The sequence below is a fragment of the Amphibacillus marinus genome, assembly GCF_900110345.1.
Lineage (GTDB): Bacteria > Bacillota > Bacilli > Bacillales > Amphibacillaceae > Amphibacillus_D > Amphibacillus_D marinus.
This window is the reverse complement of record NZ_FODJ01000008.1, coordinates 67,049-82,124: the sequence shown is the minus strand read 5'-3', so window position 1 is coordinate 82,124 and position 15,076 is coordinate 67,049. Positions and strand designations below refer to the sequence as shown.

General features: G+C 37.5%; 17 protein-coding genes. 7 read left to right on the top strand and 10 right to left on the bottom strand.

Annotated elements, in window-relative coordinates; all coding sequences use genetic code 11:
- Positions 1–240: 240 nt before the first annotated feature.
- Together BM000_RS11385 and BM000_RS11380 are read right to left on the bottom strand one after the other, a co-directional pair.
- Positions 241–825, bottom strand: a complete 585-nt coding sequence (locus BM000_RS11385; RefSeq protein WP_091498381.1) for a GNAT family N-acetyltransferase — start codon at positions 823–825, stop codon at positions 241–243.
- Between the two features lie 318 nt (positions 826–1,143).
- On the bottom strand, positions 1,144–2,367 hold the full coding sequence (locus tag BM000_RS11380; RefSeq protein WP_091498378.1) for a putative glycoside hydrolase: 1,224 nt from the start codon (positions 2,365–2,367) through the stop codon (positions 1,144–1,146).
- A gap of 592 nt (positions 2,368–2,959) precedes the next feature.
- Here BM000_RS11380 and trpS point away from each other — a divergent pair.
- Positions 2,960–3,952: a tryptophan--tRNA ligase gene (gene trpS, locus BM000_RS11375; RefSeq protein WP_091498375.1), complete on the top strand. Its 993-nt coding sequence runs from the start codon at positions 2,960–2,962 to the stop codon at positions 3,950–3,952.
- 51 nt (positions 3,953–4,003) lie between these two features.
- On the opposite strand, the gene BM000_RS11370 is transcribed toward trpS, so the two are convergent.
- The 4 genes from BM000_RS11370 to BM000_RS11355 all read right to left on the bottom strand — a co-directional run bounded on the left by BM000_RS11370 (position 4,004) and on the right by BM000_RS11355 (position 7,393).
- Positions 4,004–4,759 (bottom strand): DUF3603 family protein, encoded by a 756-nt coding sequence (locus tag BM000_RS11370; protein ID WP_091498372.1) that lies wholly within the window; start codon positions 4,757–4,759, stop codon positions 4,004–4,006.
- 53 nt (positions 4,760–4,812) lie between these two features.
- On the bottom strand, positions 4,813–5,016 hold the full coding sequence (locus BM000_RS11365) for a YuzI family membrane protein (RefSeq protein ID WP_091498370.1): 204 nt from the start codon (positions 5,014–5,016) through the stop codon (positions 4,813–4,815).
- Positions 5,017–5,196: 180 nt separating this feature from the next.
- Entirely contained in the window at positions 5,197–6,435 is a 1,239-nt protein-coding gene (gene fabF, locus BM000_RS11360; RefSeq protein ID WP_091498367.1) for a beta-ketoacyl-ACP synthase II, read from the bottom strand.
- 22 nt (positions 6,436–6,457) lie between these two features.
- Positions 6,458–7,393, bottom strand: coding sequence for a beta-ketoacyl-ACP synthase III (locus BM000_RS11355; RefSeq protein ID WP_091498364.1), 936 nt, complete (start codon positions 7,391–7,393; stop codon positions 6,458–6,460).
- Positions 7,394–7,670: 277 nt separating this feature from the next.
- Between BM000_RS11355 and BM000_RS11350 the strand changes: the two genes are divergently transcribed.
- Entirely contained in the window at positions 7,671–7,838 is a 168-nt protein-coding gene (locus BM000_RS11350) for a DUF2929 family protein (RefSeq protein ID WP_091498361.1), read from the top strand.
- A 148-nt stretch (positions 7,839–7,986) separates the two neighbouring features.
- On the opposite strand, the gene BM000_RS16800 is transcribed toward BM000_RS11350, so the two are convergent.
- Complete coding sequence (locus BM000_RS16800; RefSeq protein ID WP_177178285.1) at positions 7,987–8,400, bottom strand: hypothetical protein; 414 nt, start codon at positions 8,398–8,400, stop codon at positions 7,987–7,989.
- Between the two features lie 80 nt (positions 8,401–8,480).
- Here BM000_RS16800 and uppP point away from each other — a divergent pair, with 80 nt between their 5' ends.
- Together uppP and BM000_RS11335 are read left to right on the top strand one after the other, a co-directional pair.
- Positions 8,481–9,305 carry an undecaprenyl-diphosphatase UppP gene (gene uppP, locus BM000_RS11340; RefSeq protein ID WP_091498357.1) on the top strand — a complete coding sequence of 275 codons (825 nt, stop codon included), beginning with the start codon at positions 8,481–8,483 and terminating at the stop codon, positions 9,303–9,305.
- A 33-nt stretch (positions 9,306–9,338) separates the two neighbouring features.
- On the top strand, positions 9,339–10,040 hold the full coding sequence (locus BM000_RS11335; protein WP_091498355.1) for a Crp/Fnr family transcriptional regulator: 702 nt from the start codon (positions 9,339–9,341) through the stop codon (positions 10,038–10,040).
- Between the two features lie 73 nt (positions 10,041–10,113).
- Here BM000_RS11335 and BM000_RS11330 read toward each other — a convergent pair whose 3' ends face one another.
- Complete coding sequence (locus BM000_RS11330) at positions 10,114–10,425, bottom strand: metal-sulfur cluster assembly factor (protein WP_091498595.1); 312 nt, start codon at positions 10,423–10,425, stop codon at positions 10,114–10,116.
- 546 nt (positions 10,426–10,971) lie between these two features.
- On the opposite strand from BM000_RS11330, the gene BM000_RS11325 reads away from it, so the two are divergent.
- Entirely contained in the window at positions 10,972–11,793 is an 822-nt protein-coding gene (locus tag BM000_RS11325) for a Cof-type HAD-IIB family hydrolase (protein WP_091498352.1), read from the top strand.
- Between the two features lie 194 nt (positions 11,794–11,987).
- Here BM000_RS11325 and BM000_RS11320 read toward each other — a convergent pair whose 3' ends face one another.
- The gene (locus tag BM000_RS11320; RefSeq protein WP_091498349.1) at positions 11,988–12,188 is read right to left on the bottom strand and encodes a hypothetical protein; all 201 of its coding nucleotides are present in this window, start codon (positions 12,186–12,188) and stop codon (positions 11,988–11,990) included.
- Between the two features lie 387 nt (positions 12,189–12,575).
- Between BM000_RS11320 and BM000_RS11315 the strand changes: the two genes are divergently transcribed.
- On the top strand, positions 12,576–12,839 hold the full coding sequence (locus BM000_RS11315) for a NifU N-terminal domain-containing protein (RefSeq protein ID WP_091498347.1): 264 nt from the start codon (positions 12,576–12,578) through the stop codon (positions 12,837–12,839).
- 253 nt (positions 12,840–13,092) lie between these two features.
- The gene (locus BM000_RS11310; RefSeq protein ID WP_091498345.1) at positions 13,093–14,316 is read left to right on the top strand and encodes an ISL3 family transposase; all 1,224 of its coding nucleotides are present in this window, start codon (positions 13,093–13,095) and stop codon (positions 14,314–14,316) included.
- 114 nt (positions 14,317–14,430) lie between these two features.
- On the opposite strand, the gene BM000_RS11305 is transcribed toward BM000_RS11310, so the two are convergent.
- Positions 14,431–15,075 (bottom strand): response regulator transcription factor, encoded by a 645-nt coding sequence (locus BM000_RS11305; protein WP_091498342.1) that lies wholly within the window; start codon positions 15,073–15,075, stop codon positions 14,431–14,433.
- Between the last annotated feature and the right edge of the window lies 1 nt (position 15,076).

Sequence of the window (15,076 nt, the reverse complement as noted above, 5' to 3'; positions counted from 1 at the left end):
ATTTTGATTTCTTATTAAATTAAAATAAGTTTAATTTAATTCTACTAATATTAGTATACTATACCTGATCTTATTACGATAGGGGATAACTAAAAATTACTTACAAATTACACAAATGCTCGTATAGATTTGCTCGTTGAAAAGAATATACCCGTATTAAATTTACTTTAAACATTTTATTACCGAAAAAATGATTCTCATCTAAATTTCTTTTTTCCCGATTAAATAAGAGCAATCTTTTTAATCCTCCTCAAGCTGATTAAGTATATCGGTTAACTCTTTCGTATGATTATAAGACAATACATCTTCTACCTTTTGGTAAGCTTGCCCATAAATTTCTTCATCCTTATATGTATGAATCTTTTCATACATATGTCTCATTTGCTGATATATTACCGCTTCATCTTCATTAGTTGGGGACCAGTAAAGAATTTCTAGCTTGCTATTCTCATTTGTTGCTAGCGACAGGCGGTTGTAGCCAATTGATTTCGCGTGCTTAAAGCCCTCACGCTTATAAAAATGCAGCCTTTTTGCTGAGTCAGAATCACGGTAATCAATTGGTTCAACCTCAAGAATAATTGGTTTTGTTTTGTCCTTAAGCTTTGTAATTAATTGATGCCCGAGCCCTTTCCCACGTGAGCTAGCTGAGACATACAAGTAATCAATAAAGATAAATTCAGGGAATTCAGCATACATCATAACGTGTTCGGTACCTTCATCTTTATAATAAATATCACTTTTATCCTTAAGTAATCTCTCCATATGTTCCTTTGATTTCATTTCATGTATCGGAAAATATTCGTTTAATTTTTCGAACCAATCCATTCATTCGCCTCCTATCTTAAATTGGCTTTTTAAAAATAATAGTTATCCAATCTTTCATTACCCTTTTCTTAAACCATCTACACTACTTTATTATATACAATAACGACAATTTTGAAATTAAAGGGGCTTGTTTATGTTATATATTAAACGTTTTCACGCTTAATTATACACGCATTATCAACCGAAAAAGCGAGTCCTGAATAATAAACAACCACAATACCTATGTGAATTGCTACAAGCTCCATTCAAACTAAAAGATAAGATCAGAAGCTAATATTCAGGCACTCGCCTATTAATTATTTATTTGTTTAAAAAACCCTAATTAAGAGGTGTATAATCCACCCCTTCTGTATATGTGTTCCCTGCATTCCATAGCAAAAATTCATCAATACCATTTTCGTTTAAGGCTCTAATCTGTGCCTCCACTTCTTCCACTCCGTAGGTAAATGTTGGGCCACTATATAGCCAAGGCGCGCTAAAATCTTGAATCCAAGGTCTGGATACCGGTGGATTATCTAGAGCAGCTAAAATCTCATTCTCAAGCTTACTATATGCGTCAACCAGTTTATATGGTTCACGATCCGGAAAGTCAATATCAAAGTATGGTGTCCAGTGACTAGGATAAATCATTGAAGAAATAACATCTACATTTTCTGAAATTCTAGAAAAATTCTGGCCAATTCCAGGCGTTTCTTCGACAGTTGCAGCATATCCAAAAATGTCAACTGAAACGTCAACGTCATAAGGCTCTAGTTCCTCACGTGCATAGGTGACAAAATTAGTGACAGCTTCAACGCGCCTTTGCACACCTTCCATATCCATATCTTCGTAATCACCAAGTGAATACTCTAAATCTTCATCGCGGCGTTCAAAGCCCTCAGGGTATCGTACATAATCAAATTGAATATCTTGAAAACCCATTTCGGCAGCCAATTTGGCAATTTCCACGTTATATTCCCAGACTTCCTTCATGTATGGATTTACAAATGCCTCCCCACGATTGTTGACCCAGACCTCACCGTTCTCTAAAAAGGACAAATCTGGTCGTTCTTTTGCTAGCACACTATCTTTAAATACAACAATCCTGGCAATTGGATAGATATTATTTTCTTCAAGTATTTCCATCATGCCTTGAGGGTCACTTATGTAATTTTGCGCAATATCACTAAATGGAGAATCTTCTTCTGGTTTATAGGTTAAATAACCATGGTCATCTTTAATATCAATAACCATTGTATTAAGCTCTGTACTATTCACTAACTCAAGTAACGTCTCAAATCGAGCGCCACCGACGGAATGACCAGTTAAGTAGATACCTCTAACTGCATCCGGATATGCAAATGCGTATCCTGAATTAAACGAAAAGCGCGCTAGTCTAGCTACTTGTTCTGGTACCTCAAAACGAACTGACTTCGTTTGCAAATCGGTTGCCTTTAGGCTTTCTAGCTCAGAAGCGTTTACTTCAAAAAAAGAGAAGATACTCAAAAAACAGAGTATTAGTATCGGGATTGAAAAAAGCTGTTTACTATGGTGCTGATACATACCTTTACCTCCATGTTATTTATTACCGGTTAATGTCGAATCCGTTATTTAGTTTGTCACATTATCTACATTATATAAGACATTTTGACAGAATGATACGAAAACAGAAATTAACCATTATGTGGTATTAATTACTTTTTATGAAAAAATAATTAGATGTTATAAGAAATATCTTCCCTTTATTAATTTTCTCAAAACCTTAATTACACCTCATTATTTTCATAAAAACGTAAAAGTATGCGTATTTAGTCTTGTATTTACAAGTTATGCTGGCAAGGAATTTTAAAATTTGGGCTTGTAACGCCAGCACATTGTGCTATAATTTAAACAAATTTAATCCATTTAAATGTGATGATACAGCATATGATTTATACCCGCTAGCTATAAGAGAGTCCGGCTGCTGAGAACGGATACTATGGTATGATGAAATTGGGGCTGTTGAGCACGGTAGCTATCTACCCGCTTTTTCAAGCGATATTCTGATTTAAAGAGATCTCATTTCCGAGATAAACAGGGTGGCACCGCGATCATTCGTCCCTGTAACAGTCGGATAGTGAGTTTTTTTAATTTACTATGAGAAAGGTGAACAATCATGAAAACGATTTTTTCGGGAATACAACCCAGTGGAACATTAACGTTGGGAAATTATTTAGGGGCTATGAAACAATTTGTGACATTACAGTACGAATATAATTGTTATTTCTGTATTGTTGATGAACATGCTATCACAGTCCCTCAAGATCGGTTAAAGCTACGAGAGAATATTCGTTCGCTGGCAGCATTATATTTAGCAAGTGGGATTGATCCAAACCAAGCAACACTATTTATCCAATCGGAAGTATCGGCACACACACAACTTGGTTGGATTATGCAGACGCAAAGCTATATTGGTGAGCTAGAACGCATGACCCAGTTTAAAGACAAGTCAGACGGGAAAGAAGCTGTCTCAGCAGCGCTATTAACCTATCCACCACTAATGGCCTCCGATATATTACTTTATAACACAGATGTTGTACCTGTTGGTAATGATCAGAAACAACACCTAGAAATCACAAGAGATTTGGCCCAAAGATTTAATCGAAAATTCAATGATATTTTTACAATTCCTGAGATTAAGATCTCCAAGGTAGGCGCACGAATTATGTCGCTACAAGAACCAACAAAGAAGATGAGTAAATCTGATTTAAATCAAAAATCAACCATCTTCATTCTTGATGAGCCAAAGCAAATTGAGAAAAAAGTAAAAAGTGCTGTAACAGATTCTGAAGGGGTTGTTCGTTTTGACCCTGTGAACAAGCCAGGAATTAGCAATTTACTGACCATCCTTGCAAGCTGTTCAAATCAAACCATTAAACAACTTGAAGCAAGTTATACAAATGTGAATTATGGTCAGTTTAAACAGGATGTTGCAAATGCAGTCATTGCAGAGCTTGAACCTGTTCAACAACGTTACAATGAGATTATTAACTCCAATGAACTTGATGAAATTCTGGACCAAGGGGCAGAAAAAGCAAGCTTGGTTGCTAACAAAAAATTAGCAAAAGCGAAGAAGGCAATGGGCTTGGGTAGAGTTAAGAAAAGATAATCTTCAGCATAAGGGGGGCTAATATTACCCCTTATGCTGTTTTTTCACTATTTATTTCATCCGTTTAAGTGCTGGCTGATTTTTAATTAGGTGGGCTTTTTCCCATAGTTGTTCAAATAACGGGTTGCCTTTAATAATAGCTCGACAAAACAACTCATGGCGCTGCGACCACTTGTGATAGACATGGTTATATAAGCGTTCCCATGCCTGCTCAAAGTTTAAACTGCATATTTCTAAGTATTGATCTGGCTCCCATTCCATTAACCAGTAATGGACCTCTGACTTGTTCTTAGTTTGCCTAATTGCATCAAGTGCTAGCATCGTTAACTGCTTCAGTTCTCTTTCTCGGCGCATTAAACCAATCATCGCTTCTGGTGCTAGCGAGAAGATATGATTACCATTTTCTTGCAGACGATCGCTAAGTCTAAAGTATTGTCTTTGTTTACCGTCAACCATTCTAAGTACTTTCCGCTCCTGTCTAGGTATAAGGCGACTCTTCTTTAATGGCATTTGATAGCCCATCGTGTCAAAGGCAAGAACGTTAAGCCCATCGGTAACAATTGCTGCATATATGATTCTTTCTCCCTTTATTACTGTCTGTCCTTTAATAAAGTCTAATAATTTCTTTGGCAAATCATCAAGTTGATTTTCAATATAAGTGAAGAACTGTGACTCAATATACAATACAGGGATTGTATCAATTAGCTCAATATCATCAAGCTTACGCCACTCATAAAACGGACAGATATTATAGCCATTCGCTTCACCTTCAAACCAATTTACCCACACATCTTGTATGACATTCATGTCTATTCCTCACTTCATTATTTTTACAGATAGTATCACCAATTAAGGAAATTCTAATCATCCTTAAATCGGTGACTTATTCGAGGTAAGCCAATTAACATGAGGATTATCCCAACAAAAAATAATAAACATTCTGCTTGCTTAATAACAAACTGCCAATAGCCTGTCCATGTTAAACCCGCTGGAATGAGATTCATATATAAAATAAGCATGACACCGCCTGCTACCGTTAAGCCAAAACCAATTAAGAATAACATACTGGCACCTCCCAGTGCTTGTCCTGATAATTCATACTTATGAGAAGCGCTCAACATACATGCTAAAGTCTTATATTTAGGATTTTTCTATATATACAGAAAGACGATTAAATCTAATGATTTAATCGTCTTTCTTGTCACGACTTTGACTATAATTATTAATTTATTAGGGCTTAATCATTATTTGTACGCTTTGAAAATGAGACTGGCATTATGCCCACCAAACCCAAATGAGTTTGATAGTGCAATATTTACTTCAGCTGATTTTGCTTTGTTTGCAACATAATTAAGATCGCAATCTGGATCTACTGTTTCATAATTAATTGTTGGTGGGACAATTCCAGTATTAATCGCTTTAATCGATGCGATCGCTTCTACTGCACCAGCTGCTCCTAGTAAATGACCTGTCATCGATTTCGTTGAAGACATAAGTACTGATGAAGCATGTTCACCAAAAACAGCTTTAACAGCCGCTGTTTCGAACTTATCATTAAATTGCGTACTTGTCCCATGGGCATTAATATAATTAATATCTGCCGCCACTATTCCAGCATTCTCAATAGCCTGTTTCATAGAACGTTGGGCACCTTCCCCATCTGGTGCTGGAGCAGTAATATGGTAGGCATCACCTGTCGCACCATAACCGACAATTTCTGCATAAATATGGGCGCCTCTTGCTTCTGCCGACTCTAGTGATTCTAGAATGAGGATACCTGCACCCTCACCCATAACAAAACCATCACGATTTTTATCAAATGGACGACTAGCGGTGCTAGGATCATCATTAAATGTTAATGCCTTAGCTGTAGAAAACCCAGCAAAAGCCATATTCGTTAACGGTGCTTCTGCTCCACCGGTAATCATAACGTCAGCATCACCACGTTCAATGACTTTATAAGCATCACCAATAGAATTAGTAGAGGTAGCACAAGCCGTTACTGTGCACGTATTTATCCCCTTTGCACCAAATTGTATTGAAATTTGACCAGCGGCCATATCTGGAATTAACATTGGAACAAAGAAAGGGCTCACACGTCGATAACCTTTATCAAGGAATTTTCTAAACTGTTCCTCATAGGTTGCCATGCCACCAATTCCTGACCCTACCCAAACACCTACACGGCTAGCATTATCTTCGTTTATAACAAGCTTTGCATCATCTATTGCTAGCTTTGCTGCTCCAACAGCGTACTGTGTAAATAAATCCATTCTTTTTGCATCTTTTTTATCCATATATAGGCTAGCATCCCAGTCTTTAACCTCAGCAGCCACCTTAGCAGGAAAATCATCTGGATTTACTTTGGTTAAGAAGTCAATCCCTGACACACCTGCAATTAAGTTATCCCATAATTGTTCAATTGTTGATCCTAATGGGGTTATAGCTCCCATTCCTGTAACAACGACACGTTTTTTTGTCATTTTAAAATTCCTCCTTAATCTATTATTTGCCCCATCTTAGCGCCATTGCACCCCATGTCAATCCACCACCAAAGCCTACAAGCACAATAAGATCATCATCATGAATTTTATTGGCCTTAACTTCCTCAGACAATGCAATTGGTATAGAAGCAGCCGAAGTGTTTCCATACTTGTTAATCGAGTATGCCATTTTATCTTCACTAATTCCTAACCGGGTTCTAGCTGCTTCCATAATCCGAACATTGGCTTGGTGTGGAATTAAGAAATCAACATCATCTTTTTGAAAACCCGCTTTTTCGACGACATTAACTGACGATTCTGGCATTTGTCTAACGGCGAATTTAAAAACTTCACGGCCATTCATTCTTATCTTTTGATCTTCCTGATAGAGTGCCGCTCCGCCACTACCATCTGCACCTAGTTCATAAGAAAGAATTCCTCTCCCTTCACTAACATGACTAACGACAGCCGCCCCTGCGCCATCTCCAAATAAAACACAGGTATTCCGATCCGTCCAATCCGTAATTTTTGAAAGCTTTTCTGCCCCAACAACCAGAATATGTTTGTATGTGCCATTATCAATAAACTGCTTTGCTGTCACAACGCCATAAATAAAGCCAGAGCATGCAGCACTAATATCCATAGCTGCTGCTTTTTTTGCCCCTAGGCGAGCCTGTAATTGACAGGAAACAGATGGAAATGGCTGGTCAGGGGTAATTGTTGCTACCAGAATTAAATCAAGCTCCTCTGCTTCTATGCCGGCATCTGCGATTGCACTTAAAGCGGCCTGATAGGCTAAATCCGAAGTATTCTCTGATTCATTAGCTATATGACGTGTTTCAATTCCCGTTCTGGTACGAATCCATTCATCATTTGTATCCACTATCTTTTCTAAATCAAAATTTGTTAAAATACGCTCAGGGACATAATGTCCAACTCCAATTATACCAGTCGCCATCTTCAAACTCCTTATATAAAAATTATAATCTACAATTAAGACTTGGTACTAATATAAGGCATTATGACATGAGAAGCAAGTTTTTTACGAAAAAAATCGGTTAATACCGTTAAATTATCATGAATAGCTAACTGAATTATAAAACAAAGCATATCCTTTTAATTTTACCAGATCATCCGTTTCTAGGCTTAATAAAACGAATTAATTTTATTCCCTTTTGATAATCAATTTGATACAATAATATGAGGATTCATGCAAAATAAACGAGGTGGCTTACATGCGGTTCATTATTATTATTATCTGGTCATTCGCACTAAGCTTAGTGCTAAGCTATGTCCTAACAAGTATGGCCGGTTATTCGTTCAGTTTTCTACCTGTTATCGGGTTAACACTGTTATTTAGCTTTGTTGGCATATTTGTCGGTGAAAAACTAATTGATGATTAAATAGGCTTTAAGGAAATAATAACTATAAGTAGATCTTTTTGTGTGCGAAAACTATTTCATTTAACTAACCAACTCCTTGGTGAACTTTAATTGATACTACGTAGATAAAAAAATATCCCATTCTAAATTCTTAGAATGGGATTCGTTGTTAAAACCAGGGTAGCACTGTTAACGCTGTTAAAGCGGCTAATGGTAAGACAAGTCTCTGAATTGGAGCAGGACCATATGGTGGATAAAAACCTGGTCCATAACCATAACCCGGACCATACGGTGGATAAGGACCTGGGCCATAAGGTGGTCTGGGACCATAAGGCGGAAAAGGTCCAGGGCCGTATCCTGGACCTGGACCATACCCTGGACCACCATACGGTGATCGTTGTTGATGGTCTTGTTCAGGTATATAGGGTTGTTGATGGTCTGTACCATGATTTGGAATCGACAAATAGACATACTGATCATCTAGCTCAGTAATTATTCCTTGGATTTCTTCACCATTAACTGTTTGTAAACTAACAAAATGATTTAAGTGTTCTTGACATAACTTATACATATCAGGTTTCAATCGATCACTCCCTTTCTCATCATTAGCCTATGCCCAAAAAAAGAAAGTGTGACTTTTAGAAAATTTAGGAGGAAATTTATATGCCATTTTTACAGTTTCTACGTTTAATTAGTCAATACATTGTTTTAGGATTCGTTCAAGGATTTACGGAACCTATTCCTGTCTCTTCAAGTGGGCATTTAGTTATTGTCCAACGCATCTTAGGGATTGGAACTGGGGTTAACAATTTTTCTTTTGAGATTCTTGTTAACTTTGCTTCATTAATCGCTGTTGTCATCGTCTATTGGGACGATATTGTTCGATTAGCTGTAAATGGCTTTAACTATCTATTTAAACAAGAACAGGCTAGCAAGCCAGAGTTTGATTTTATTATATACTTAATAATTGGTACCATCCCAGCTGGTGTTATCGGTATTTTATTTGATGATTTAATTGCTGAAACATTTGGCGCTGCTAAAATGGTCGGCATTAGCTTAATCGTCACTGGAATTGCATTGTGGGTTATTCGGAACTTACGCGGAAATAAAAATGAAGGAGAAATTACCTTAAAGGATGCAATCATTGTTGGCTTGGCTCAATCGGTTGCCTTAATTCCTGGAATAAGTAGATCGGGCGCGACAATTGTAGCTGCCATGCTCCTTGGAATGAAACAAAAAACAGCACTCAGATTCTCTTTTTTACTATACATCCCTGTGAGCCTAGGATCTTTCATCTTATCTGTAAATGATCTTTTTAATGATCAATTTAGTACGTTATGGCTTCCATATTTGTTCTCTTTTATTACTGCAGCAATTGCAACTTATTTTGCTCTACGTTGGTTTATGAACATTATGGCGAAAGGAAACCTCATCTATTTCTCAATTTATTGTTTTATTTTAGGTACATTTGCATTTATTATTTTATAGCTCTTCTATGAGTAAGAAAGGAGTCTGCTTCACATGGATAAGTTAACAAAGATTAACGGACTTCCAAAGAGCACAGCCCGTTACCTTTCTCAACCCGATTACTACTCATTACTGAAGAAGAACACACTCTTATTTCGACAAGGTGAAGCGGTAAAAGACCTTTATATTATTGTGGAGGGCAAAGTTTTACTTGGCAAAACTTCACCTGATGGTCGTGAGCTAAGTCTTAGATTCTGTGGACCTGGTGATATAATTGGTGAGTTGACATGGGAAGCAGAAAGTATGCCATATCTAGTAGATGCAAAAGTAGTCGAATCTGGAACCGTTGCTGTCTTTAATCAGACACGGCTGCGAGAGCGGATACGCGAAGATCAAAATGCTATGACAAGCTTTCTTAATCTAGCAAACTTACAATACCGCAAGGATCAAACAAAATTCAGGGATCTGGTACTTCATGGAAAAAAGGGTGCGCTCTATTCAACGTTAATTAGGCTGTCAAATAGTTATGGCAAAAAAAGCGGAAATGGTATTTTAATTGATGTTAAACTAACTAACCAGGAACTCGCCAGTTTTTGCGCTACTTCACGAGAAGCTGTAAACCGAATGTTAAACGAATTAAAACGAAAAGAAATTATTTTAATTGATAGCGGGCAAATTACCATCGTTAATTTAAATTACCTTAAACAAGCGATAAATTGTGAAAACTGCCCTCTAATTCTTTGCACAATCCAATAATAATAACAAGGGATGACCATGGCATTTAACTAAATGATTGCCCCTGTCATCCCTTTTTTATTCTAAGCTGCTATTAATCCGGAATTCCTAATGCTATTTTTGCATAGCGCGACATGCGATCTTTACTCCATGGTGGTGACCAAATAATATTTACCTCTGTATCAGTAACCTCAGGGAGATCAGATAAAGCACGTTTAACATCTGCTTCAATATGACCAGCGAGCGGACAGCCCATTGCTGTTAGTGTCATGGTAACAATCGCCTTACCGTCCTCATCAATATCAACGCCATAAACTAGACCTAAATTAACTATATCGATACCAAGCTCAGGATCAATTACATTCTCCAGTGCGCCGAGTAAGTTTTCCTGTAATGCCTCATCCATCATTTACACACTCCTATCTATGTTAATAAAACAGCAATATTTTTCAACATATTGCTCACATTATAGTATAAACAATTTTCACATGAAAAGAAAATGTTTAAACTAACAAAGGACAACAATTTAACTTTCGCATCAACATATTAAGGTTCAGCTCAGCTGGTTAAAGGGTGGATGAAGAATTAAATCCACGTATTGACAAGACCAGTAGGTAGTTTGATGAATAATCCCTTTTTTTATAAAGCTATCGTTATTAACCCCGTTGAGGAGCTATGTTCCGCTTTTCATGGACCTGAATTGCGCTAACTCTCCACTTTTGTCACGCATTTTGTGACAAAAAGGTAGCTGAAGTCAGCCTCGGACAAAGCGAGTCCATTGGCCTGTCAGAACGGATTAATAGTCTAGTTCCATTCTTGATGTTCGTGTTTGGAACGGGTATAAGCAATTATGAAATTCATTCAATCGCTAGTTAAAGAAACAAGATTATGACTTTACAGTTAGCAAAATCTTCATTACACTGTATGTACATAGAATGAGGTGAAAGCATAAATGACAAACAAAAAACATTTAATAGCATTAGATCTTGATGGAACTTTATTAACAGATAGCAAAACAATTAGTTCAAGAAACAAATCAATTATTCAAAAGGCACGTGATGCCGGTCACATTGTTGTTATTGCAACTGGTAGACCCCACCGAGCTAGTCTTGACTACTATCATGAATTAGGCTTAGATACACCGATGATAAATTTTAACGGTGCCTATCTCCATCATCCACATGATCAAAAATGGAAAGTACTACACAGCCCGCTCCCCCTTCGAACAGCCAAGGGAATTATTCAAACCTGTTATGACATGGAAGTTCGTAATATAATGGCTGAAGTTCTAAGTGATGTTTATCTTGATCGATACGATGAGAAAATTATGGAGATCGTTCATACAGATAAGGAAGAAAATCCGATTCGGATTGGGAGTCTTAAGAACCAACTGAAGGAAAATCCTACATCCCTACTTATTCACCCTCGTGATGAACATATTGACGAGTTAAGACAATGTCTTGAACGTGATCATGCTTCAGTTATAGAGCACCGTAAATGGGGTGCGCCATGGAATATTATTGAGATTGTTAGAAAAGGAATGAATAAAGCAGTTGCACTGCAGCGAATTGCTCATTATTTTCATATTGACCCTGCTCATGTGATGGCTTTTGGTGACGAGGATAATGATCTTGAAATGCTTGAATATGCCGGAGTTGGTGTGGCAATGGGCAATGCTATTGAAGAGTTAAAAGCAATTGCAAACTATCAAACCAAAACCAATCAAGAAAATGGCGTTGGGTTATTTATTGAAGAGTACTTTAAACTTAATTAACTCTCGTTTTTTTATTAACTCAACTTTCGCATCAATATATTCAGGTTCAACTAAGCTGGCTGAGGGGTGGGCGAAGGATTAAGTCTACGGATTGACAGGACTAATAGCTCGTTTGATGAATTAGTCCTCTCTTAAATAAAGCTAATGTTATTAACCCTTAGTAGAAATATGTTCGCTTTATGTCAGTATTAGAGCTACACCTTGTCGGTCGAGAAGATAGAGAGTTCGGTTTTCGAAGCAGCAAATGCCAGCACCTTAGCTGGATGACCGATAATAAGCGCTATTTCCCCTTCTACTCCTAACTTTTGAACAGATTCATTCATGATGAATACCCAACCAAGAGGAGATAAGCAATAGGGAGACTCCTGCGGGAACAGGATGAGCTGAAGATCCATTTTTGACGCGCATTTCTTCACAAAGTGGGGATGTTAGGCTAAACCCGTCCCGTCCTGGGACTGCGATTACTCGTCCCACCGAAGTGATTTGCAATTACATGCCCCACCAAAACATTTGTGACAACGTCTAACCTGTAGGCCAGAAGCCAGCCCCGCGGAAAGCGAATCCATTGCCTTTAGGAACGACATAGCGCGCCAAACGGATAAGAGGGTCAACATAGGTACTGAATACCATCTCTCCCAAGCACCACCAAAGCTTAATGACTATTTTCAGGGTGCAGAAGTTAAGTTATTATTAACTAAGCGACTAGCTAGGTCAATTTATTTTTACCTTAGCTCAATGTTTTGCTAAACTAGAGAAGACAATGTTTAAGGAGGAAGTTATACATGAGTGTTATCGCCGAGGCTACACCAAATCCAAATGCAATGAAGTTTACTTCTAACAAACAGATTTTCCAAGGAGACGCAAGTGTTTCCGTCGCAAAAGGTGGAGAAAGCGAGTACCAGGTTCTTAACCAACTCATTGCTTTACCTGGTGTGGACAATGCATTTGGTTATCAATTTTTCATTACGATCAATAAAGACCCTGATGCAGATTGGTCAGGTTTGACACATTTAATTGAAGAGATTATGCAACAAAACGGTTATTAATAGAAAAAACATGTGACTTGACACGCATTCTTTTTCTAGTTTTCGTGCCACATCTTCCTAACCAGGGGCTGAGATAAAAGCAATACCTACCTTCTATCTCAGCTCCATTTCTTTGTTGTTTCCCTCTGAATTCTGGCTCTAAAATATATGTTGGGGTAGAGAAAAAAATCAAACAAAAAGAAAACACGCAAACTCCTAAATTTGTTAGACTTGTTTTAAACCACTAAAACAAAACAAAAGGAGTTGCGTGTAAGTGCATTCTAACATATCTCTACCAGGTTTAGAAGAATTTCGAATTAAAAAAAGTAAAGAACAAGCGGGTGTCTTTCATATTCATTTGGAGTTAGGGATCAAATCTCATGAATGTCCAGAGTGTCATGCAGAAACAGAGAAGGTGCATGACTATCGTATTCAAAAGATCCAGCATACGAAAATATTTGCGAGGGAAACGCGCATCTTTTACGCTAAAAGACGCTATAGATGTAGTGCTTCGGCCTGTGGCAAACGTTTCTATGAACAAAATAGCTTGGTATCACGTTACCAGCGTCAATCGAAAGCCTTTAAACAGGCTGTAGCTCTGGAGCTTATTCACGGAAAGAACTTTCGAGATATAGCTTTACGGTTCAATACTTCCCCCACCACGATTATGCGTCGCTTTGATGAAGTAGGTGCAAGCTTATTAGAGGAGACAAAGACGCTCCCACCTATCATTGCCATTGATGAATACAAAGGGGATGCAGGAGGTGAGAAATACCAAACGTTAATTGCTGATCCCATAAAGCGAACACCGCTAGAGATCCTGCCGGATCGTAAAAAAGAAACGGTGAAGGCATACTTGAAAAAGCACGGTCAGCAGGTAGATATGGTTGTGATGGATATGAGCCCATCCTTTAAGGCAGCTGTCGATCAAGCTTTAGGAAAACCCATTGTGGTGGCTGATCGTTTTCATTTTTGTCGTTATATCAATTGGGCTCTGGAACGCGTCAAAAGAGAAGAACAGAAAACGTTTAGTACGTACGATCGCAAAAAGTGCAAGCGAATGAAACATGTCTTCCATAAGAAAAAAGAGCATTTGTCAGAAAAACAACACTGGTATTTAATGCGTTATTTAAATTTATCCGAAGGATTGAGGAAAGCTTATGACCTAAAAGAAGCTTATCGGATATGGTTTGAAGAGGCAAAGACCTTAGGTTACACAGATTTATCAACCCTTAAGGAGCACTTATATGATTTTTATGAGCGCGTTCGAACAGCTGAAATACCAGCCTTTACGAAAGCGATCGAAACCTTTAAAAATTGGCAAAAAGAGATTCTCAATAGTTTTGCCTTTGATCTACACAATGGTTATATCGAGGGGATGAATAATCAGACCAAAGTGATCAAGCGAAATGCCTTTGGTTTCCGTCGATTTGACCGCTTTAGATTGAAAATCTTATTGCATCACCAATACAAACATATTAACACGCGAGTTTTATAAATGAAGGAGTAAGCATGAGCTCACCCCAACATTTGACGTAGAACCTGAATTCTCAATTAGTAGGTAACAGATGTTCTTCCTAACAGCTTTCTTTAGGTAATAAAAGAGTTCCTATTATAAAATAATTTCTGGTAAAACACCTATTTTCTTGCCTGTCTCAATTGCTTCAGCTCTTGAGCTTACATTCATTTTTTGAAAAATTTTAGTTAAGTATCGCTCAACAGTACGCCGACTCACATTAATATGTTCTGCAATATCGTCATTTGACATTCCCTTATTTACAAGAATGAGTACTTCTTGTTCCATATCAGTTAGTGAGACGTGATCACCGTTCATCAATTGAGCACTATGATCTGTCCGTCTTAATTCATATAACCACTTTGCCGGGATAACAGCAAGATCAGCCAAGGCACACATCACAGCATGAACAAACTGTTCGTTTGAATAACTTTTACTTAAAAAGCCAATTACACCTATATCTGCTAACCTATTAAAATATGCACTTGTATCATAACCCGTATAAATTAAAATTCTAGCATTAGCATATTTCTCTTTGATCGCTTGAGTAAGCTCAATGCCATTCTGATCTGGCATGTTCAAATCAATTATGTATAAATCATATTCCTTGTTATCAAGCATCTCTAGTGCCTTAGCACCTGTTGAAACAAAATCAACTATTAAGTTCTGCTCGTCACTTAATAGGCGCTTTGTTCCTTCTCCAACCATCTTATGATCATCAACAATCAAGATTGTTTTCATT